Genomic DNA, 20,683 nt, shown 5'->3' with positions numbered 1-20,683 from the left:
CATCAGTGAACGCGAGCGGCGACGCGACGCCGCGGCCACATGCGGTCTCCGACGACCGCGAACAGAGCGGGAACGACGAGCGTGCGAACGACGAGCGTGTCGACGAGCACACCCACGCCGACGATGAGACCGATCTGCCCGAGGGTCACCAGCGGGAGCAGGCCGAGGGCTGCGAACACGGCGGCGAGGACGATCCCCGCGCTGGTGATGACACCTCCCGTCGTCGCGAGCGCGGTGACCATTCCCGCCCGCGTCCCCACAGATTCCGCTTCGGTGCGCGCACGGTGCACGAGGAAGATCGTGTAGTCCACTCCCAGGGCGACCAGGAACAGGAATGCCAGCAGCGGAACCTGAAGGTCCAAGGCGTCCCAGCCGAACAGGGTGCGGCTGAGCCAAGCGCCCGCCCCGATCGCGGCGACGGCGCTGAGCGCGTTGACGGCGAGCAGGATGACTGGAGCGAGCACCGCGCGCAGCAGCACGATGAGCACCAGCAGGGTCAGGATCAGGATGAGAGGAGCGACGAGCAGGAAGTCGCGCAAGTTGCCCTCTCGCGCGTCCACATCCGACGCGCCTTGACCTCCGACGATGGCGTCCGCTCCCGGGACAGCGTGCACTGCCGTCCGCAGATCCATCACGAGCTCCCGACTTTCGGGGCTTCCTAGCGCCGGCTCCCCGATCACAGACAGTCGGACCAGCTCGCCGTCGTCGCTGGTCGCCGACTCTGTGACCTGCACCACGCCATCGACGGATGCCGCAGCATCCTGGACGTCCTGAGACTCGGCGGCCGATGCGACGATGACGAACGGCTGCGCCTGCCCTGCATCGAAATGCGAGCTGAGTACTTCGAGCCCGATCGCCGACTCCGACGGCACACGGAACTTCTCCACCTGGCTGAGACCGACAGACACCCCGAACAGTCCGGCGGACATGACGCCGAGCAGCGCGAGCCCGGCAACGAGCGGCACCCACGGCTTGTTCACGACACGCGTCGCGACCTTTCGCCACACCTTCCCCTGCTCTGCGGCGGTTTTAGCGCCGGGGCGCGGGACGAACGGCCAGAACACGCCCCGCCCACACACCGCCAGTGCCGGCGGCAACACGAGAAGCACAGCTGCGAGAGCGATCACCAGTCCCAGGGCGCATGCGACCCCGAGACCACGCGTGCCCGGCACAACGGCCGGCACCAGGGTCAGCAGCGACAGCACGACTGTCACGTTGGACGCCAGGATCGCGGGAACGGTCGCCCGCCACGCGGCTGCCAATGCGCTCCGATGATCAGGATCCGACGACAACTGCTCGCGATACCGCGAGATCAACAACAGTGCGTAGTTCGTTCCCGCACCGAACACCAGCACGCTCACGATGCCGGTGTCGAACTGCAGGCCCATCGCGCTGCCGAGTGCGGCCGTGGCCTTGTTGGCGGCCTGATCAGCGACGCCGACCACCACAAGCGGGATCAGCCACAACACGGGGGAACGATAGGTGAAGATCAGCAAGAGGGCGACGATCCCGATCGTCACGAGGAGCAAGGTGAAGTCAGCGCCGTCGAAGGCCGCCGCGATATCGGCGCCGAAAGCCGGACCACCCGTCACCTGGGCATCGACCCCCTCCACGCGGTGATCCGCGACGATGCCGCGCACTTCCTCCACGAGAAGGCGATCAGCTTCGGTATGGTCATCGCTCACGGACGCCGTCACCTGGATCACCTGGGCGATCCCGTCATCGCTCGGAAAGGGACCCAGCATCTTTGCCCCGGCAACCGCTTTCAGCTCGTCCGCAAGCGATGCGATCCCGGCCCCCTGAGCATCTGTCAACGCTGACTCGTCCGCGCTCGAGGCCACGACGATCAACGTCCGGTCGTCCGCGTCGGGGAACTCCTCGGTCACGGCGGCGACCCGAGCGGACTCGGATCCTGGGGGTTCGGTCTGGTCGGCCGTCGTCATCGCGGCGCGACCGAAGATGCCGAGCAGAGCGACCAGCGCGATGACACCGATCGCCAGAGAAAGCCACGCTCCGCGGCGGGAGGTGAGCATACGAGACAGAGAATCAGAGAAAGCGTGCACGACTCAAGCAAAGTCGGCCGTCGGATCCCGGGCATCGCCCGGACCATTGACACCCATCTCCATCAAATGATGGACGCGCGACAGCCTCGACAGCGGACATCGACGAACCGGGGGTCGCGCTCGGTTGCCTGAGAGCGAAGAGATCCGCTTTGCCCAGTACTTTCTCGGTGGGCCCTGCCGGGATCGAACCGACGACATCCACGGTGTAAACGTGGCGCTCTACCAGCTGAGCTAAAGGCCCTTCCCGATCATCTTATCGACGAGAACGCGCAGAGGTTGTCCTCACCGCACCAGCGGCACCTCGAGGTCCATGCGTCCGAGCTTGTCCGGGTTCGCGACCGAGTAGATGCGGGCGATCAGTCCGTCCTCGACCACGACCGCGACGACTCCGGCGAGCTCCCCGTCGACCTCCAGCCGGATGCCCGGCTGACCGTTGATGGTGGTCGCCGCCGCGTGGAAAGCGCCGGCGAGCTTGGCGAGGCTGCCGACGAGGTAGCGGGCGATCGTGTCCGCGCCGACCAGCGGCCGACGTGCGGCGCCGCGCACCTTGCCGCCGCCGTCCGCGACGGAGACCACGTCCGGGGCGAGCACGTCCATCAGCCCCTGGAGGTCACCGGTGTTCAGCGCGGCGACGAGCTGGTCGACGGCGCGTTCGTGCTCGGAGGGCACCACGCGGATGCGTGGACGACGGGCCGCGACATGATCCTTCGCGCGGTGCGCGATCTGCCGTACGGCGGCGGGGGTCTTCGCCACGGCATCCGCGATCTCGTCGTACGGCACATCGAACACCTCGCGCAGCACGAAGACCGCGCGCTCGGCCGGACTCAGTGTCTCCAGAACCGTGAGCATCGCGATCGACAGGCTCTCGGCGAGCTCGACGTCCTCGGCGACGTCGGGGGCGGTGAGCAGCGGCTCGGGCAGCCACTCCCCGACGTAGTCCTCGCGACGCCGTGAGACGGAGCGGATGTGGTTGAGCGCCTGCCGCGTCACGATCCGCACGAGGTAGGCCTTGGGTGCCATGACCGTCGACGGATCGACCGCCGCCCAGCGCAGCCAGGACTCCTGCAGCACGTCCTCGGCATCCGCCGCCGAACCGAGCATCTCGTAGGCGACGGTGAAGAGGAGGTTCCGGTGCACGACGAACGGGTCATCGGCGGCGCTCTCGACGCGATCCATGTCCGCGAGCCTACGCAGTGTCCCCGACGGCCTCACGGGCGGTGGGCCGTTCAGCGAGCGGAGGCAGCCCGCACGCGTCGGCGAACTCTTCGGAGTGGATGCCGAGGGCCACGTTCATCCTGGCGCTCATGTTCATGAACGCGACGCGCGCGGCCAGCTCGACGAGTGCGGCAGGTCCGAGGTCGGCGAGCAGCGCGTCGGAGAGCTCGTCCGTCACGGCCGGCGGCGTCTGGCTGGCAGCCTCCGCGTAATCCATCACTCTGCGTTCGACGGGCGAGAAGACAGTCGCCTCCCGCCAGCGCGGCACCTCCCGGATCTTCGTCGCGTCGAGACCGTGGTTGTGCCCCATGAAGTAGTTGAAGTCGAGGCAGAAGCTGCAGCCGATCGTCGCCGCGGCCGCCATCGCCGCGTACGACGCGAGATCTCGGTCGAGCTCCGACCAGCTCTCGGTCTTCCGGCCGATGCCCATCGCGTCCTTCATGACCGCAGGGTTGTTCCAGAGGACTCCGACGGATTCCGGCACCCGGCCCATCATCTTCTTCGCGAACACCTTCACCATCGCGCCGTAGATCCCGGTGACCTCTGCGGGCGGGATGCGGGTCATGTTGCTGCTCATGTTCGTGTCTCCTTCTATGTCGATGCCGGGCTTTCGGACCTTCGACATGGAGACACCGGCCGCGCCCCCGATGTGACAGGGGACTCGCGAACTCTTGCCGGCATCCGCCCATGTGCGTCGGGGACCCGATGCACGCCCGTGTCGTGGAAGAGGGATAGGCTGAACCCGGCGCGCGTTGTGCACAGCCGACAAGGCTGCCCGCGTCGCTTCCCGTTTCCTTGGCATGACCTGCCAGCTTGACGAAAGGTTCGCCCCGTGACTGTGCACGACCAGGATCCTTATTCCCAAGGCCCCCAGGACAGCGATCCGGAAGAAACCGGAGAGTGGCAGCAGTCGCTCGATGAGCTGGTGGATGCCAAGGGGCACGGCCGCGGCCGCGAGATCATGCTCAGCCTGCTCAAGCGCTCCAAGGAGCTGCACCTGGGCGTCCCGATGGTTCCGACCACCGACTACATCAACACCATCGCTCCGGAGAACGAGCCCGAGTTCCCCGGTGACGAAGAGGTCGAGCGTCGCTACCGCGCGTGGATCCGCTGGAACGCGGCCATCACGGTGCACCGCGCACAGCGCCCCGGCATCGGCGTCGGCGGCCACATCTCGACCTACGCGTCGTCGGCCGCCCTCTACGAGGTGGGCTTCAACCACTTCTTCAAGGGTGCGGACAACCCCGGCGGCGCCGACCAGATCTTCGTGCAGGGCCACGCCTCCCCCGGCACCTACGCGCGCTCCTTCCTCGAAGGCCGCCTGACCGAGGATCAGCTCGACGGATTCCGCCAGGAGAAGTCGCACGCCCCGAACGGCATCCCCTCGTACCCGCACCCCCGCCTCATGCCGGAGTACTGGCAGTTCCCCACCGTCTCCATGGGGCTCGGTCCGATCAACGCCATCTACCAGGCGATGTCGAACAAGTACCTCGAGAACCGCGGCATCAAGGACACCTCCGCCTCGCATGTCTGGGCCTTCCTCGGCGACGGCGAGATGGACGAGGTCGAGAGCCGCGGTCAGCTGCAGGTCGCAGCGAACGAGGGTCTCGACAACCTGACCTTCGTCGTCAACTGCAACCTCCAGCGACTCGACGGCCCGGTGCGCGGCAACGGCAAGATCGTCCAGGAGCTCGAGTCGTTCTTCCGCGGCGCCGGCTGGAACGTCATCAAGGTCGTCTGGGGTCGCGAATGGGACGACCTGCTCGCCCGCGACACCGAGGGCGCGCTGCTCAACATCATGAACGTCACCCCCGACGGCGACTACCAGACCTACAAGGCCGAGTCGGGCGCGTACATCCGCGAGCACTTCTTCGGTCGCGACGAGCGCGCAGCCGCCCTCGTCAAGGACTACTCCGACGACGACATCTGGAACCTCAAGCGCGGTGGCCACGACTACCGCAAGGTCTACGCCGCGTTCAAGGCCGCGACCGAGCACAAGGGCAAGCCGACCGTCATCCTCGCGAAGACCGTCAAGGGCTACGGCCTCGGTCCGCACTTCGAGGGCCGCAACGCGACCCACCAGATGAAGAAGATGACGCTGGACAACCTCAAGACGTTCCGCGACGCCATGCACATCCCGATCACGGACGCGCAGCTCGAGGAGAACCCGTACCTGCCCCCGTACTACAACCCGGGACCCCAGGACGAGACGATCCAGTACATGCTCGAGCGCCGTCAGGCACTCGGCGGCTTCCTTCCCGAGCGCCGTTCGACGCACGTCGGACTCTCGCTGCCGGATGACACGGCCTACGCCCTGCCCAAGAAGGGCTCGGGCACGCAGGAGATCGCCACGACCATGGCGTTCGTCCGTCTGCTCAAAGACCTCCTGCGGTCGAAGGACTTCGGCCACCGCATCGTGCCGATCATCCCCGACGAGGCGCGCACCTTCGGCATGGACGCGTACTTCCCGACGGCGAAGATCTACAACCCGAACGGCCAGCACTACACCTCGGTCGACCGTGAGCTGCTCCTCGCCTACAAGGAGAGCCCGCAGGGCCAGATCATGCACGTCGGTATCAACGAGGCGGGCGCTCTCGCGGCGTTCACGGCCACGGGCACCTCGTACGCCACGCACGGCGAACCGCTGATCCCGATCTACCTCTTCTACTCGATGTTCGGCTTCCAGCGCACGGGTGACGCGCAGTGGGCCGCCGGCGACCAGATGGCCCGCGGGTTCATCATGGGCGCCACCGCCGGCCGCACGACGCTGACGGGTGAGGGCCTGCAGCACGCCGACGGTCACTCGCACCTGCTCGCGTCGACGAACCCGGCGACGATCTCGTACGACCCGGCCTACGGCTACGAGATCGCGCACATCATGCGTTCGGGTCTCGAGCGGATGTACGGCGGCAACCACGAGGACCCCAACGTGATGTACTACATCACGCTCTACAACGAGCCCATGGTGATGCCCGCGGAGCCCGAGAACGTGGACGTCGACGGCATCGTCCGCGGCATCCACCGCGTCTCGGTCGGCGAGGGCGAAGGTCCCCGCGCTCAGCTGTTCGCATCGGGTGTCGGTCTGCCCTGGGCCCTCGAGGCGCAGGAGCTCCTGAAGAACGACTGGGGTGTGATCGCCGATGTCTGGTCGGTCACCTCGTGGACCGAGCTGCGCCGCGACGGCCTCGCAGCCGACGAGCACAACTTCCTCTACCCGGAGGAGGAGCCCCACACGGCGTACCTCACCCAGAAGCTGCAGGGTGCAGAGGGTCCGGTCGTCGCGGTCAGCGACTTCATGCACGCGGTGCAGGACCAGATCCGCCCGTGGGTGCCGAACCGCTTCGCGACGCTCGGTGCGGACGGCTTCGGCTTCTCCGACACGCGTGCCGCCGCTCGTCGCTTCTTCAAGATCGACGGACCGTCGGTCGTGGTCCGCACGCTGCAGTCGCTCGCCGAAGACGGCGTCGTCGACCGGTCTCTGGCCGCGCAGGCGATCCAGAAGTACAGCCTGCACGACGTGAACGCCGGCACCAGCGGCAACGCGGGCGGGGAGAGCTGAGCCCTCGGTGACAGGTTCGTCTTCCCGCAGTATGGACAAGACCGCGACGCTCACCTGGCTGCGCCGTATCTCCGGTGATATCGCCTCGGTGACCATCAAGCGGCTGGAAGACACGCTCCCCTGGTACGCCGACATGCCACCGGCCCGCCGCTCTGCGGTCGGGCTGGTGGCGCAGGCGGGCATCACCTCGTTCATCCAGTGGTACGAGGATCCGACCTCGACGCCGTGGATCGCGGCCGACATCTTCGCCGCGGCTCCCCGAGAGCTGCTGCGCAGCGTCAGCCTCCAGCAGACCCTGCAGCTGATCCGTGTGACGGTCGAGGTCACCGAGGAGCGTGTCGCAGGTCGCGGAAACGACCTCCGCGAGGCGATCCTGCTCTACTCGCGCGACGTGGCGTTCGCTGCGGCCGACGTCTACGCACGCGCGGCCGAGGCACGCGGTCTCTGGGACGCCCGCCTCGAGGCGCTGGTCGTCGACTCGATCCTCACGGGCGAGGCCGACGAGGAGCTGCCCAGCCGTATCGCGGCACTCGGCTGGCACGGCCATGGCGAGGTCGCAGTCCTGGTCGGCACGACTCCCCCGCAGTTCGATGTCGACCTCGTGCGTCGCACGGCCCGCAAGCTCGCCGTCGACGTGCTCATCGGCGTGCAGGGCTCACGGCTGGTCCTCGTGCTCGGACGCGCCAGGGTCGCCGGCCAGGACAACGAAGAGGTCGAGGACGAGCTCGGCTTCCAGGAGATCGCCACACGGCTCGAGCCCTCGTTCGGCCCGGGATACGTCGTTCTCGGCCCCGCGGTCGCCGCGCTCGTGGACGCGAGCCAGAGCGCACGCGCCGCGCTGGCCGGCTTCGCCGTCGCCCGCGCCTGGCGCAGCGCTCCCCGCCCCGTCGAGGCCGACGATCTGCTGCCGGAACGCGCTCTCGCCGGAGATCCGCTCGCGAAGCACACCCTCATCGAGCGCATCTTCCGCCCTCTCCAGGCACACTCGACCGACCTCGTGACGACGCTGTGGAGCTACCTCGACAACGGCCGCTCCCTCGAGGCGACCGCCCGCGAGCTGTTCGTCCACCCGAACACGGTGCGCTATCGCCTCAAGCGGGTGAGCGAGGTCATCGGCTGGGATGCCACCGGGCCCCGCGAGGCGCTGATCCTGCAGACGGCGTTGATCCTCGGATCCATCGGCGTGACGGATCAGACACGCCGTCGTCCGGCCGTCCGCCGCCCGCAGCGCTGAGCCCCGGAATCCCGCGGGCTGTACGCCACACACAAGGGTTCGTCGGAATCTTGTGATGGATCATCCACCGCTCGGCGCGAAACGTTGGCAGACTGAGGATGTGATTGTCGTCGTCTGCCCTGGACAGGGCTCGCAGACCCCCGGATTCCTCGCACCCTGGCTCGAGCTCGACGGGGTGGCCGAGCGCCTCGCCGCCTACTCGGAGGCCGCGGAGGTCGATCTCCGCGAACACGGCACCGTCTCGGATGCCGACACGATCCGCGACACGCGCATCGCGCAGCCGCTGATCGTCGCCGCCTCCCTCATCGCCGGTGACGCACTCGCCGAACGGGCCGGTCGTCGCCCCGACGGCACAGCAGGACACTCGGTGGGCGAGATCGCCGCCCTCGTCGGCAGCGGCGTCATCGACGCCGAGACGGGCATGCGCCTGGTCGGCATCCGCGGACGAGCGATGGCGGAAGCCGCAGCGCAGACGCCGACCGGCATGAGCGCTGTTCTCGGCGGAGACGAAGCCGCGATCCTCGAGCGCCTCACCGAACTCGGCCTCTCCCCCGCGAACTACAACGGCGGCGGCCAGCTCGTCGTCGCCGGCGAGCTCCCCGGACTCGAGGCCCTCGCCATGCAGCCCGTCAAGGGAACGCGGGTCATCCCCCTGCAGGTCGCCGGCGCCTTCCACACGGAGTACATGGCATCCGCGGTGACGGCTCTGCGCGACGCTGTCGACACGGTAACGCCCGCCGACCCCTCGATCACGCTCTGGACCAACCGCGACGGCTCGGTCGTCGACAGCGGCGCCCAGGCGCTCTCCTACCTCGTCGACCAGGTTTCCTCCCCCGTGCGCTGGGACCTGTGCATGAGCTCCTTCGCCGACCGCGGCATCACGGGCCTGATCGAACTCGCTCCCGCGGGTGCACTGGTCGGGCTCGCCAAGCGCGGTCTCCGCGGTGTGCCCACGGTCGCCGTCAAGACCCCCGAAGACCTCGACGCGGCGGTCGCGCTGCTGAACGGAGAAGCCGCATGAGCATCACCCTCGCCCAGGTCGCCGGCCCCGCCTACACGCGCATCTACTCGTTCGGTGCAGCCCGCGGCGAGAACGCCGTGCCGAACGAGGACCTCATCGGCCCGATCGACTCCAGCGACGAGTGGATCCGCCAACGCACGGGCATCATCACGCGTGCCAGGGCGAACAAGGACACCGATGCCATCGACCTCGCCACCGAGGCGGCCGCCGAGGCCATCGAGAAGTCCGGCGTCCCCGCCGACCAGGTCGACCTCGTGATCGTCGCCACGATCAGCAACCCGAAGCAGACGCCGTCAGTCTCCGCGATCGTCGCTGATCGCGTCGGGGCGAACCCGGCCGCCGCTTACGACATCAACGCCGCGTGCGCGGGGTACGCGTATGCGATCGCCCAGGCCGACGCCCTGATCAAGGCGGGAGCGGCCCGCTACGCCCTCGTGATCGGCACGGAGAAGCTGTCCGACGTCGTGGACCCGACGGACCGGAGCATCTCCTTCCTGCTCGGCGACGGTGCGGGCGCCGCTCTCATCGGCCCGAGCGACACGCCCGGCATCGCCCCGGCCGTGTGGGGCTCCGACGGCTCCAAGGCGGATGCCGTCGGCATGAACGGCACTCTCACCCAGTTCCGCGACGGCGAGGTGCCATGGCCGACGCTCCGCCAGGAGGGCCAGACGGTCTTCCGCTGGGCCGTGTGGGAGATGGCGAAGGTCGCCCGCGAGGCGCTCGACAAGGCCGGCGTCGAGCCGACCGACATCGCCGCCTTCATCCCGCACCAGGCGAACATGCGCATCATCGACGAGTTCGCCAAGCAGCTGAAGCTGCCGGAGAGCACGGTGATCGCCCGCGACATCGAGACGACCGGCAACACGTCCGCCGCGTCCATCCCGCTCGCGAGCCACCGGCTGATGGCCGAGCACCCCGAGCTGTCGGGGGGTCTGGCGCTGCAGATCGGCTTCGGCGCGGGGCTCGTGTTCGCCGCACAGGTCGTCGTCCTCCCCTGAGTTCGCGCGACCTTCTCTAGACTGTTCCACGGTTCCGAATACAACCCGTAAGAAAGAGGAAGACCACATGGCTTTCACCAACGATGAGGTCCTCGCAGGCCTCGCTGAGCTGATCACCGACGAGACCGGCATCAACGCCTCCGAGGTCGCACTCGAGAAGTCGTTCACCGACGACCTCGACATCGACTCGATCTCGATGATGACGATCGTCGTCAACGCCGAGGAGAAGTTCGGCGTCACCATCCCCGACGACGAGGTCAAGAACCTCAAGACCGTCGGCGACGCCGTCAGCTTCATCGTCGCAGGCCAGGAGTAATCCCCGCAGGATGCCACCCCCGCGACCGCGGGGCGTGGCATCCTCTGCCTTGCCCGAACTCCGCTCCACCCCGCCCGACAAGGAACCACACCATGACCAAGCGCATCGTCGTCACCGGCATCGGCGCCACGTCCGCCATCGGCGGGACCGCCCCGGAGAACTGGGCGAACCTGCTCGCAGGCATGTCCGGCACCCGGACCCTCGAGCACGACTGGGTGCAGCAGTACGAACTCCCCGTCACCTTCGCCGCCGAGGCCATCGTCCGCCCGGAAGAAGTTCTGCCGCGCCACGAGGCGAAGCGGCTGGACCCGTCCTCGCAGTTCGCTCTGATCGCCGCGCGTGAGGCCTGGGCCGACGCCGGCTCGCCCGAGGTCGTCCCCGAGCGCCTCGGCATCGACTTCGCCACCGGCATCGGCGGCCTCTGGACTCTGCTCGACGCCTGGGACACTCTTCGCGAGAAGGGCCCGCGGCGTGTCATGCCCCTGACCGTGCCGATGCTCATGCCGAACGCCGCGGCGGGCAACCTGTCGCTGCAGTTCCACGCCCGCGCCTACGCCCAGACCGTGGTGAGCGCGTGCGCGTCGAGCACCGAGTCGATCATCCACGCCTTCCACCACCTGCAGGACGGCGATGCCGACATCGTGATCGCCGGCGGCACGGAGTCCGCGATCCACCCGATCACCATGGCGTCGTTCGCGTCGGCGCAGGCGCTGTCGCGTCGGAACGACGACCCCGCCACGGCGTCGCGTCCCGGCGCGATCGACCGTGACGGCTTCGTCATGGGCGAGGGCGCGGCGGCGCTCATCCTCGAGACCGAGGAGCACGCGAAGGCGCGCGGCGCCAAGATCTACGGATACGTGCTCGGCGGCGGCGTCACGGCCGACGCGTACCACATCACCGGGAACGACCCGGAGGGCAACGGCGCCGCGCGCGCTGTCACCCAGGCCCTGGAAGAGGCTGGCATCACAGCCGACCAGGTCACGCACATCAACGCGCACGCCACGTCGACCCCGGTCGGTGACCCGAACGAGTACGTCGCACTCCGGAAGGTCTTCGGAGAGCGGATCGATGAGATCCCGGTCTCCGCGACGAAGGCCTCCACCGGCCACCTGCTGGGAGGCACCGGCGCCCTGGAGGCGATCTTCTCCCTCCTCGCGCTGCGCGATCGTGTCGCCCCGCCGACGATCAACATGACCGAGCCCGACCCCGCCGTGCCGTTCCGCCTCTCCGGAGACGCGACGCCGCTCGGCGACGGTCCGCAGTTCGCGATCAGCAACTCGTTCGGCTTCGGCGGCCACAACGCCGTCGCGGTGTTCGCCGGCCTCGACTACTGACCCGCGGAGCAACGCACGAAGAAGGCCCTGGGACCACTCCCGGGGCCTTCTTCGTGTCTCTGTGCGGTGTCACCGCATCGGCAGGGGTGCGAGCCGGAGAGAGCGCTCCTCACGCAGACGGGTGATCGCCGGCAGGAACCATCCGATCAGCGGCCCGACTCCCAGCGCGAAGAGCACGGTGCCGACGCCGACGGGCCCGCCGAGCAGGAAGCCCACGAGCAGCACGCTGCCCTCGATGAGCGTGCGGACGATCCAGACCTTCCAGCCGGTGACGCGGACAAGTCCCGTCATGAGACCGTCGCGCGGTCCGGGTCCGAAGCTCGCAGCGATGTACAGGCCGGTGGCGAAGGCGAGCAGCACCAGCCCGAGGACGAACATCGGGGCGCCGACCCAGATCGACGGCGGCGCCGGCACGACGGCGAGAGTGACGTCGGCGCTCGGCCCGACCAGAAGCGCATTGAGCAGCGTCCCGATGCCCACTCGCTGGCGCAACGGAATCCACAGCAGCAGCACGACGACCGAGACGAGCACCGTGACCGTGCCGTAGCCGATCCCCGACTGCCCCGATACACCGAGGGCGAGCACATCCCATGGGGCGACGCCGATGCCACCGCGCACCATCAGACCGAGGGCGACGCCGTAGAGGAAGAGTCCGGCGATCAATTGCACGAAGCGCTCGACGAAGTCGCGTCGGCTCGTGGCGGTGACGGGGATGAAGAGGGAGCGCAGCTGCATCTCTCCATCGTGGACGGCCCGAACGCGACCGAAGCGAGACCAGTCATCGAAAAGTGGCCTGCAGATACGAGGCCACTTTGCGGCATGCTGGAACCATGACATCACGACTCGTGGAGCAGTTGGGCGCGCAGAACGCCGCGGGATCCACAGCCGCCGAGCTCGCGGGTCAGATCCGCGCGCTGATTCTCGACGGACGACTCACCAACGGCGAACGGCTTCCCAGCGAGCGCGCACTGGCGCTCGAACTGCGGCGCTCGCGTTCGACGATGACACGTGCGTACGGCCTGCTCGAGAGCGACGGCTACGTCACCCGCCTGCACGGTGGTAGCACGCGGGTCGCTCTTCCGCACATCGAGCACAGGGCGTTCGACTCCGACGACGCCTCCGCGATCGATCTCTCGATCGCCTCGATGGACTCGACGCCCGGACTCTACGACGCCACCGTGCGATCGCTTCCGCGGCTGGCAGCACTGCGCAGCACGAGCGGATATTCGCTGCAAGGCCTGCCCGAGCTCCGGGACGCCGTCGCGAGTCGGTTCACCCAGCGCGGGGTCCCGACATCGCCCGAGGAGATCATCATCACGTCCGGCGCGCTCAATGCCGTCAACCTGGTTCTCGCCGCGATCGGGCGGCGCGGTGAACGCGCCGTGGTCGAGCAGCCGTCGTTCCCCCACGCGCTCGACGCATTGGACCGGAACGGCTATCGGCTGACTCCCACACCGGTCGGCATCGACGGCTGGGATGTCCGCCATCTCACCGAGCTGCTGCTGCGGAGCCGCCCGCGGGTGGCCTATCTGATCCCGGACTTCCACAACCCGACGGGCGCGACCATGACGGATGCCGATCGGGATCGCGTCGCTGCCACCGCGCGGAACGTCGGCACGAGCGTGATCGCCGACGAGACCACCACCGAGCTCGATATCGATCGGGGGTGGACGCCGCTTCCGATGGCCGCGTTCAGCCCGCAGGTGATCACGGTCGGCTCGATGTCGAAGATCGCCTGGGGCGGTCTGCGCCTCGGATGGATCAGGGCGGAGAAGCCGGTCATCGCGCGCGTGCTCGCGGTCCGCCCGTCGTTCGAGCTGGGCACGGCGCTGCTCGACCAGTGCATCGCGGTCGAGCTGCTGGACGAGATGCCCGCGCTCGCCGAGCACGTCCGCTCCCGTCTGCACGCGGGGCGGTCGGCCGTGAGCGCCGGACTGGAAGCCATCGGAGACCTGCGGATGCCGCGCACTCCCGGCGGGCTGTCCGCCTGGATCGACCTGGGTGCTCCGATCTCGACGCGGCTCTCACTCGCGGCACGTGACCGCCGACTGATCGCACCGCCCGGTCCGCGGTTCTCCACCGGCGGAGTGCTGGAGCGATTCCTTCGCATCCCGATCACCTATCCGCCCGAACGCACGATCGAGGCGCTGGAGCGGCTGCGCCTCGCCTGGGACGACGTCCGCGAGGGCACGGCCTTCCGTCCGGTCGCGGACACCCACGCGGCGGTGATCTGAACGCGTCGGCTCGACGGACGAGAACCCCGCCTCGATGAACAGAGGCGGGGTTCTCGTCGGTGGAGCGAGGATACGTTTCTCAGCGTCCGGGAGAGACCACCGGCATCCGATACTCGGCCTCCTGCGCTCCAGGTCTGTCGTCGGCCTCAGCCGACCTTGTGGAGCCAGACGACGCGCGCGTCGTCGCTGGCGTGGCGGAACGGCTCCAGCTCCTCGTCCCAGGCCGAGCCGAGCGCGATGTCCAGTTCGCGCTGCAGCTCGACCGCGTTTCCGGCGGAGATCTCCATCGCGTAGCGGATGCGATCCTCGCCGATGACGATGTTGCCCGCGGCATCCGTCTGGGCGTAGTGGATGCCGAGGTCGGGCGTGTGCAGCCACCGGCCGCCGTCGCTGCGCGGCGTGGGATCCTCGGTGACCTCGAAGCGGAGGTGCTCCCAGCCGCGGATGGCGGTCGCGAGAGCGGCCCCGGTGCCCACAGGTCCGTCCCAGTAGAACTCGGCGCGGCGGGCGCCGTCAAGGACGGGCTGTTCGGTCCAGTCGAAGTTGACCGCACGCCCGATGGCGCGTCCTACCGCCCATTCCAGGTGCGGGCAGAGCGCGCGAGGCGCAGAGTGGACGAAAACCACTCCGCGTGCGTAAGCCGTCGCCATGATCTCTCCGTTTCATCAGGTGCGTCTTCCCCAACGACCTGAAACCCACGAGAGTGGCGAGAATATGCGGTTATGGGCCCATTCTCGCCCAGTCGGCACGAAATCACAAGCATGTAGTTCCGGCGCAGAAAGGCCCCGGTCATTCCGACCGGGGCCTTTCACGCTTCGACAGGCTCAGCGACCCATGACGGGCAGCTCAGCGAGCCACCTGATGGGGGCTCAGCGAGACTCGACGAAGGGGCTTACGCCTCACTCATCGCCTGCTTGACCTGCTGGCCCTTGGCGGCGTAGTACGCGGCGCGAGCGGCATCCTTGCGGGCCTGCTCGGCGTAACCGAACTCGAGCGTCTCCTGATCGACCTCGTAGTTGGGGACGTCGTCCGTGCCATTGTACTTCTCGATGTAGGCGTCGAGCTCCGGACCCGAGGTCCACGACGTGATCAGGCAGTAGCGGGGCTCGTCGCCGTTGTGCGTGGCGGCATGCCACAGGCGCTGGGTGTCGACGATGAGCTGGGCCCCGGCCGGCAGAGCGATGCGGTACTCGATGCTCGGGTCGGTGCGGTTCTCGCGGAGGACGAAGTAGCTGTCCTTGTCGTCGGTGAGGTTGAAGAACCCGCGGACGACCCAGCCGGTCCCGTCCGGGTTCAGACGGTTGTTGTCGTCCTGGTGCAGGTTGTAGAGGCACTCACCGTAGGGCGTGGGCTGCAGCTCGATGACGCGGCAGCGACCGACGTTGGCGCCCGGCTCCTGCGCGCGACGCGTCAGATTCGGCGCCTTGGCCGTCTGCGAGTCGATCCAGACGCCGTCCTTGTCGGTACGCGGCGGCTTGTGGTTCCAGAAGCCGTTGCACTCGATGTCACCGAAGGCGCTGGCGAGCGGCGCGAACCGGGTGTCGCCGGACGACTTCCAGTCGTTGTACTCGATGTCGAGCCATTCCTTGGGGTCGAGCTCCTGGTTGTAGCTGTCGAGGACGACGAATCCCTTTTCCTCGAGGGCAGCGGACTTGATGTATCCCATGATCTGAGTCAGATCCTTTCATCGGGGGCCAGCACGTTTTAACAGGCCCTGATAAGGCAAGCCTAACAGCGTCCGCGCGGCGTTCCCCGGAGGTCCGCCGTGCATAACCGAATAGACTGAGCGGGGCGCCCGGCGAGTCCTCGGTGCCCTGTGCAACGGGAGGACGAGACACCAGCATGAGCACCGCGACCAACGTCGAGGCGACAGCAGTCAACACGATCGAGTGGCTCGCGACGGGGACGACGACCATCGTGGTGCCGGTGTATCAGCGGCAGTACCGGTGGGACATCGGGGGCTGCGAGCGGCTGCTCTCCGACATCCGTGCGGTGGCCGGCGAGGACGATGCGCACCGGCACTTCATCGGGTCGATCCTCTCTGCCCAGGACGGCCAGGAGCCGGGCTCCGACCTCATCCTCATCGACGGGCAGCAGCGCATCACGACGCTGATGCTGCTGGTCGCCGCCCTGCACCACGCCGTCCGCGACGACGATCCGACCATGGCGGCGGCGCTCGAGCGCGTACTGGTGCGCCCGGACTCCCCCGGCCGCACCAAGCTGAGGCCGCACGACGCCTGGGCCGACCTGTACGAGTCCGTGGTGCTGGACCGCCGCGACGACGTCGATCGAGAATCCCGGTTCGACGACAACTACGCCTTCTTCCGCAGCCAGATCCACGCCGACGAAGCCCCGCGCATCTGGAGCGGATTGCAGAAGCTCGAGCACGTCTCGATCACGCTCGGAGCGCAGGCGAACGCGCAGCAGATCTTCGAGAGCCTGAATTCCACCGGCGAGCCGCTGCGCGATCACGAGCTCATCCACAACTACATCCTCATGGGGCTGACGCACGCTGAGCAGCTCGACGTGGAGAACCGGTTCTGGCTGCCGATCGAGCAGCACACGGGTGAGGCCATCGGCGCGTTCTGGCGTCACTACCTCGTGATGACCACCGGCCGCGAGCTGGCGGCGAACGGCGAGCACGGCGTGTACAGCGCGTTCCGCCGATCGTTCCCCCGCGTCGACGTCGCCCATCTGCAGGAGGATGCCGAGAACTGGCGGCACTTCGCCGAGATCTACGGCGTCCTGCTCGATCCCTCACGCGAGCAGGACCCTGAGATCGCGCGACAGCTCCGGTACGTGAACACGTTCGGCCGGTCGACGTACCCGCTCGTGATGAGCGCCTACAGCGACCACACCCGCGGCGTCATCGGTCGCGAGGAGTTCATCGAGACGCTGGAGTGGATCCAGACGATGCACCTGCGCCGGACGCTCGTGAATCTGCCGGGCGAGCGTCTCATCGCCCGCCTGTGCCGGGCGCGCACGGCCGGCCACGACGCCCTCGCCCGCGCCTTCGCGCGCATCACGCCGTCGGACGAGCGCGTGAGCGCCGTGCTGAAGTACAGCGAGCTCCCGCACGCGGCCTACGTGCTCGGCCGCCTCGAGGGCGTCGACGACATCGAGGGATTCGACGTGGAGCACATCGTCCCCTCCGTCCCCGGCGACACCTGGTCGGGCGACGGGGCGCGCCCGTGGAGCGAGTACTCGGAGGACGAGCAGAACAGCCACCGTGCTCTCGCGCCCACCCTGGGGAACCTCACCCTGCTCGAGCAGCCGCTGGCCGAGCGCGTCTTCGGAGCGTCGTATCCGTTCAAGCGCGTCGAGGCCTACGCCCGGAGCACGGTGCCGGGCACCCGGACCCTCGGCGAGACGGCCTCCTGGGGCACGGCGGCGATCACGCAGCGCACCGTCGCGCTCACCGCCGACCTCCTGCGGATCTGGGCCCGCCCGGCTCTGCCCGAGATCGATGACGACGGCCTGACCCCGATCCTGGATGCTGTCCGCCGTCGTGGATGGCCGGCCGGCTGGGAGCACGAGTTCGACTACGTCGAGTACCGCGGAGAGCGCTGGGAGGTTCCCGACGTCAAGTACCTCTTCAACCGCGTTTTCCGCCGCGCGTGGACCGACACCCCGGCGGCAGCACTCGCCTACTGTGCGAGCCACGGCGGTCCGATCTACGACGAGATGGCATGGAAGGGGCAGTGGGACGCCCTCGACGACACGCACTTCCTCTACATGGGCTGGGACTCGAACTACATGATGACCGCCGTGCAGGGCGTGCTGGAGGAGTCCGGCATCGCCTCGGAGGTCTTCGTCAAGTACTCCTACATCGGGAACGTGATGTAGTGCGATCTCACGAGCCTCGGTGCGGCCCGGACGATAGGCTCGACCGGTGAGCACTGTTGTCCGTCGCATCCTGGATCTGACCATCGAAGAGCACACGCTCACCGTCCCCCTCGCCTGGGGTGATCCCTCCGATACCCGCACGATCGACATCCATGCGGCCGTGGTCTCTCGTGAAGGCGGCGAGAGCCTGCCCTTCCTCGTCTACCTGCAGGGTGGGCCCGGTCACGAGGCGCCGCGCCCCTTCCATTCGCCTGCTTCTCCTCCCTGGCTCGACGAGGCCCTGGCCCACTACCGCGTCGTGCTGCTGGATCAGCGCGGCACGGGTCGATCCACTCCCGTCGGCGACGACGATCTCGCTCAGGGCTCGTCCGCGGTCGCCGAGCACCTCACCCACCTGCGCGCCGACGCGATCGTCCGCGACTGCGAGGCCCTCCGCGAGCACCTCGGAGCGGCGACCTGGAGCGTGCTCGGCCAGTCCTTCGGCGGCTTCACGACGCTGGCGTACCTGACGACCGACGCCGCCTCTTTGGACCAGGTCTTCATCACCGGCGGGCTGAGCGCCGTGGGCCGCCACCCGGACGACGTCTACGCGCTGTGCTACGACAAGATGCGCTCCGCATCCGAACGCTACTACCGTCGTTTCCCCGAGCATCGCGACGCGATGCGACGGCTCGTCGACCGCGCGGATGCCGGTGACATCGTTCTGCCAGACGGCGAAGTGGTCTCCCGCTCGCGCCTCCGCTCGCTGGGGTCAGCGCTCGGCACGAACGACGGCTGGCAGACCGTGTGGTCCCTCCTGGAGCGCGATCCGCGGTCCAACGCCTTCCGCCACGATCTGATGCATGCGATGCCGTACAGCGGGCGCAACCCGATGTACTTCGCGTTCCACGAGTCGAGCTATGCCGACGGCGACGCGACCCGCTGGTCGGCCGAGCGCACGGAGCCCGCGGACTTCCGCGAGGACCCGACGCTATTCACGGGCGAGCACATCCGCCGGGAATGGACCGAGACCGTCCCCGCGTTCCAGCCGTGGCGCGAGGTCGCGCTCGAACTCGCCGAGTTCGCCTGGCCGAGCATCTACGACGCGGACGCGATCTCCGCCTCCGGGGCGACCGGTGCCGCCGCCGTCTACGTGAACGACGTCTACGTACCGATGGAGTTCTCGCTGGAGACGGCTCGCCTGCTCCCCGGCGTGGAGCTCTGGGTCACGAGCGAGCACGAGCACAACGGACTCCGCGCGGGACCCGTGCTGACGCACCTGATCGACCTCGCGCACGGGCGACACATCCGCTGAGAAAGTCCACCCGCAGACGGATGCCGCCGTGACACCGCCCTGCCTATCCTGGTCGTGTGACCGATGTGATGGCGTGGGCGACACTGGCGCTGGTCCTCGCCATGGGGCCGCTGCTGCTCATCATCGGCATGATGCACACGTTCTCGCGCAAGCCCGTCGAGGAGAAGTACGAGAACGCCACGGCCGGCGGGCTGGGCGGTGCGTTCGACGCCGTCTGGTCTCCTTCGGCCCACGAAGCAGGACAGGAGCGGGACCGGCAGACGCAGCGGACCGCACCGGCGCCGTCTCCCGGCGATCCGCCGAGCAGGATCGACGGCGGCCGCATCGTGATCGACATCTGACGGTCACGTCCGACGCATGACGAAGGCCCCGCACTCCGAGGAGCACGGGGCCTTTCGCGGCAGAGGTCCTTACTTGGACGAGCCGCCGAAGCCCTTGAAGCGCTGGTTGAACTTCTCGACGCGACCGGCCGAGTCCATGATGCGCTGCTTACCCGTGTAGAACGGGTGCGATGCCGAGGAGATCTCGACGTCGATGACGGGGTACTCCACGCCGTCCAGCTCGATGGTCTTGTCGCTCGACACCGTGGAGCGGGTGAGGAAGGTCTCGCCCGAACCGAGGTCGCGGAACACGACAGCCTTGTAGTCGGGGTGAATGTCAGTCTTCATGGGATTCCTTAGTTGCTGCCCTGGATTGTGCCAGGGACGAGGGAAGTCTGCGGCGCGGTGAGCACCAAGGATCGATTCTATCAGTACTTCGACGAAGCTCAGTAATCAGGTTCAGGCGGCTGCGCGGGCCGCATACCGGCCCTCGTCGCTGGTCAGCACGATCGGCATCCCGAAGGTCTCGCCGAGGTTCTCGGCGGTGAGCGTGTCAGCGATCGGGCCCGCTGCGACGACAGCGCCGTCGCGGATCAGCATCACATGGGTGAATCCGACCGGGATCTCCTCCACGTGGTGCGTGACCATCAGCATCGCGGGGGTCGTCGGCGACGATGCGTAGCCGCTGAGAAGCGTCAACAGCTCCTCGCGCGAGCCGAGGTCGAGAGAGGCGGTCGGCTCGTCGAGCAGCAGCAGCTCCGGGTCGGTCATCACCGCTCGGGCGATCTGCACGCGCTTCTGCTCGCCGTCGCTCAGGGTGCCGAAGGTGCGCTCCGCGAGGTGCGCGAGGCGCCAGTCGCCGAGGACGCGCAGAGCGCGGCGCTCATCGATCTCCTCGTAGTTCTCGTTCCAGCGTCCGAGCACCGAGTACGCGGCGGTCAGGACGGTGTTCAGGACCGTCTCGTCGCGCGGGACGCGCTTGGCCATGGCCGACGACGCGAATCCGATGCGCGGGCGTACCTCGAACACGTCGGTGCGGCCCAGGGCCTCTCCGAGAACCGTGACCGTGCCAGAGGTCGGATGCATCAGCGTGTCGGCCAGCTGGAGCAGCGTGGTCTTGCCTGCGCCGTTCGGACCGAGGATCACCCATCGCTGGTCGTCTGAGACGTCCCAGGTCACGTGATCGATGATGTTGCGTCCCTCACGGCGCACGACGACGTCGGTGAATTCCAGAGCGCTCGGCATGCAC

18 protein-coding genes and 1 tRNA gene are annotated in these 20,683 nt (G+C 68.1%); 10 read left to right on the top strand and 9 right to left on the bottom strand.

The features are described from left to right. Positions 1 to 2 precede the first annotated feature (2 nt). The 4 genes from ABS642_RS03050 to ABS642_RS03035 form a co-directional block, all read right to left on the bottom strand. Entirely contained in the window at positions 3 to 2,033 is a 2,031-nt protein-coding gene (locus ABS642_RS03050; protein ID WP_350352205.1) for an MMPL family transporter, read from the bottom strand. A 198-nt stretch (positions 2,034 to 2,231) separates the two neighbouring features. Beyond that, a tRNA-Val gene (locus tag ABS642_RS03045) sits at positions 2,232 to 2,304 on the bottom strand. 41 nt (positions 2,305 to 2,345) lie between these two features. Then, on the bottom strand, positions 2,346 to 3,239 hold the full coding sequence (locus tag ABS642_RS03040) for an RNA polymerase sigma-70 factor (protein ID WP_350352204.1): 894 nt from the start codon (positions 3,237 to 3,239) through the stop codon (positions 2,346 to 2,348). 10 nt (positions 3,240 to 3,249) lie between these two features. Further along, a complete protein-coding gene (locus ABS642_RS03035) occupies positions 3,250 to 3,855 on the bottom strand; it encodes a carboxymuconolactone decarboxylase family protein (protein WP_350352203.1) in 606 nt (201 codons plus the stop codon). A gap of 255 nt (positions 3,856 to 4,110) precedes the next feature. On the opposite strand from ABS642_RS03035, the gene aceE reads away from it, so the two are divergent. The 6 genes from aceE (at position 4,111) to ABS642_RS03005 (ending at position 11,740) form a co-directional block, all read left to right on the top strand. Further along, entirely contained in the window at positions 4,111 to 6,837 is a 2,727-nt protein-coding gene (gene aceE / locus ABS642_RS03030; protein ID WP_350352202.1) for a pyruvate dehydrogenase (acetyl-transferring), homodimeric type, read from the top strand. A gap of 31 nt (positions 6,838 to 6,868) precedes the next feature. Next, a complete protein-coding gene (locus tag ABS642_RS03025) occupies positions 6,869 to 8,071 on the top strand; it encodes a helix-turn-helix domain-containing protein (protein WP_282216992.1) in 1,203 nt (400 codons plus the stop codon). 100 nt (positions 8,072 to 8,171) lie between these two features. Next, the gene (locus ABS642_RS03020) at positions 8,172 to 9,092 is read left to right on the top strand and encodes an ACP S-malonyltransferase (protein WP_350352201.1); all 921 of its coding nucleotides are present in this window, start codon (positions 8,172 to 8,174) and stop codon (positions 9,090 to 9,092) included. Continuing rightward, positions 9,089 to 10,090, top strand: a complete 1,002-nt coding sequence (locus ABS642_RS03015) for a beta-ketoacyl-ACP synthase III (protein WP_282216990.1) — start codon at positions 9,089 to 9,091, stop codon at positions 10,088 to 10,090. The genes ABS642_RS03020 and ABS642_RS03015 overlap by 4 nt, the downstream gene beginning before the upstream one ends. Before the next feature lie 67 nt (positions 10,091 to 10,157). Next, positions 10,158 to 10,406 carry an acyl carrier protein gene (locus ABS642_RS03010; RefSeq protein WP_017830435.1) on the top strand — a complete coding sequence of 83 codons (249 nt, stop codon included), beginning with the start codon at positions 10,158 to 10,160 and terminating at the stop codon, positions 10,404 to 10,406. 92 nt (positions 10,407 to 10,498) lie between these two features. Beyond that, positions 10,499 to 11,740 (top strand): beta-ketoacyl-[acyl-carrier-protein] synthase family protein, encoded by a 1,242-nt coding sequence (locus ABS642_RS03005; RefSeq protein ID WP_350352200.1) that lies wholly within the window; start codon positions 10,499 to 10,501, stop codon positions 11,738 to 11,740. Positions 11,741 to 11,809: 69 nt separating this feature from the next. Here ABS642_RS03005 and ABS642_RS03000 read toward each other — a convergent pair whose 3' ends face one another. Then, the gene (locus ABS642_RS03000) at positions 11,810 to 12,475 is read right to left on the bottom strand and encodes a hypothetical protein (protein WP_282216988.1); all 666 of its coding nucleotides are present in this window, start codon (positions 12,473 to 12,475) and stop codon (positions 11,810 to 11,812) included. Between the two features lie 95 nt (positions 12,476 to 12,570). On the opposite strand from ABS642_RS03000, the gene ABS642_RS02995 reads away from it, so the two are divergent. Further along, positions 12,571 to 13,974, top strand: a complete 1,404-nt coding sequence (locus tag ABS642_RS02995) for a PLP-dependent aminotransferase family protein (protein ID WP_282216987.1) — start codon at positions 12,571 to 12,573, stop codon at positions 13,972 to 13,974. 146 nt (positions 13,975 to 14,120) lie between these two features. Here ABS642_RS02995 and ABS642_RS02990 read toward each other — a convergent pair whose 3' ends face one another. Further along, entirely contained in the window at positions 14,121 to 14,624 is a 504-nt protein-coding gene (locus tag ABS642_RS02990) for a DUF3145 domain-containing protein (protein ID WP_116634819.1), read from the bottom strand. 242 nt (positions 14,625 to 14,866) lie between these two features. After that, on the bottom strand, positions 14,867 to 15,640 hold the full coding sequence (locus ABS642_RS02985) for a hypothetical protein (RefSeq protein WP_282216986.1): 774 nt from the start codon (positions 15,638 to 15,640) through the stop codon (positions 14,867 to 14,869). Positions 15,641 to 15,816: 176 nt separating this feature from the next. Between ABS642_RS02985 and ABS642_RS02980 the strand changes: the two genes are divergently transcribed. The 3 genes from ABS642_RS02980 to ABS642_RS02970 are packed head-to-tail and all read left to right on the top strand — an operon-like array spanning position 15,817 to position 19,455. Then, on the top strand, positions 15,817 to 17,820 hold the full coding sequence (locus ABS642_RS02980; RefSeq protein ID WP_350352199.1) for a DUF262 domain-containing protein: 2,004 nt from the start codon (positions 15,817 to 15,819) through the stop codon (positions 17,818 to 17,820). Between the two features lie 46 nt (positions 17,821 to 17,866). Beyond that, positions 17,867 to 19,114, top strand: a complete 1,248-nt coding sequence (locus ABS642_RS02975; RefSeq protein ID WP_350352198.1) for an alpha/beta fold hydrolase — start codon at positions 17,867 to 17,869, stop codon at positions 19,112 to 19,114. Positions 19,115 to 19,170: 56 nt separating this feature from the next. Further along, positions 19,171 to 19,455, top strand: coding sequence for a hypothetical protein (locus tag ABS642_RS02970; RefSeq protein WP_282216983.1), 285 nt, complete (start codon positions 19,171 to 19,173; stop codon positions 19,453 to 19,455). A 69-nt stretch (positions 19,456 to 19,524) separates the two neighbouring features. Here the strand turns inward: ABS642_RS02970 and ABS642_RS02965 are convergent, their stop codons facing one another. Further along, positions 19,525 to 19,782, bottom strand: coding sequence for a type B 50S ribosomal protein L31 (locus tag ABS642_RS02965; RefSeq protein WP_282216982.1), 258 nt, complete (start codon positions 19,780 to 19,782; stop codon positions 19,525 to 19,527). A gap of 111 nt (positions 19,783 to 19,893) precedes the next feature. Next, on the bottom strand, positions 19,894 to 20,679 hold the full coding sequence (locus ABS642_RS02960; RefSeq protein ID WP_350352197.1) for an ABC transporter ATP-binding protein: 786 nt from the start codon (positions 20,677 to 20,679) through the stop codon (positions 19,894 to 19,896). Positions 20,680 to 20,683 lie beyond the last annotated feature (4 nt).

It is taken from the genome of Microbacterium sp. A8/3-1 (assembly GCF_040267695.1).
Classification (GTDB): Bacteria; Actinomycetota; Actinomycetes; order Actinomycetales; family Microbacteriaceae; genus Microbacterium; species Microbacterium luteolum.
The sequence above is the reverse complement of the archived record's forward strand: the minus strand, read 5'-3'. Positions and strand labels throughout refer to the sequence as shown.

Coding starts and splice junctions, on each gene's coding strand:
- ABS642_RS02995 (WP_282216987.1), top strand. CDS start 12,571: ATGACATCACGACTCGTGGAGCAGTTGGGCGCGCAGAACGCCGCGGGA.
- ABS642_RS02960 (WP_350352197.1), bottom strand. CDS start 20,679: ATGCCGAGCGCTCTGGAATTCACCGACGTCGTCGTGCGCCGTGAGGGA.
- ABS642_RS02980 (WP_350352199.1), top strand. CDS start 15,817: ATGAGCACCGCGACCAACGTCGAGGCGACAGCAGTCAACACGATCGAG.
- ABS642_RS03025 (WP_282216992.1), top strand. CDS start 6,869: ATGGACAAGACCGCGACGCTCACCTGGCTGCGCCGTATCTCCGGTGAT.
- ABS642_RS03035 (WP_350352203.1), bottom strand. CDS start 3,855: ATGAGCAGCAACATGACCCGCATCCCGCCCGCAGAGGTCACCGGGATC.
- ABS642_RS03000 (WP_282216988.1), bottom strand. CDS start 12,475: ATGCAGCTGCGCTCCCTCTTCATCCCCGTCACCGCCACGAGCCGACGC.
- ABS642_RS03040 (WP_350352204.1), bottom strand. CDS start 3,239: ATGGATCGCGTCGAGAGCGCCGCCGATGACCCGTTCGTCGTGCACCGG.
- ABS642_RS03005 (WP_350352200.1), top strand. CDS start 10,499: ATGACCAAGCGCATCGTCGTCACCGGCATCGGCGCCACGTCCGCCATC.
- ABS642_RS03015 (WP_282216990.1), top strand. CDS start 9,089: ATGAGCATCACCCTCGCCCAGGTCGCCGGCCCCGCCTACACGCGCATC.
- ABS642_RS02965 (WP_282216982.1), bottom strand. CDS start 19,782: ATGAAGACTGACATTCACCCCGACTACAAGGCTGTCGTGTTCCGCGAC.
- ABS642_RS02985 (WP_282216986.1), bottom strand. CDS start 15,640: ATGGGATACATCAAGTCCGCTGCCCTCGAGGAAAAGGGATTCGTCGTC.
- ABS642_RS03050 (WP_350352205.1), bottom strand. CDS start 2,033: ATGCTCACCTCCCGCCGCGGAGCGTGGCTTTCTCTGGCGATCGGTGTC.
- ABS642_RS02990 (WP_116634819.1), bottom strand. CDS start 14,624: ATGGCGACGGCTTACGCACGCGGAGTGGTTTTCGTCCACTCTGCGCCT.
- ABS642_RS03010 (WP_017830435.1), top strand. CDS start 10,158: ATGGCTTTCACCAACGATGAGGTCCTCGCAGGCCTCGCTGAGCTGATC.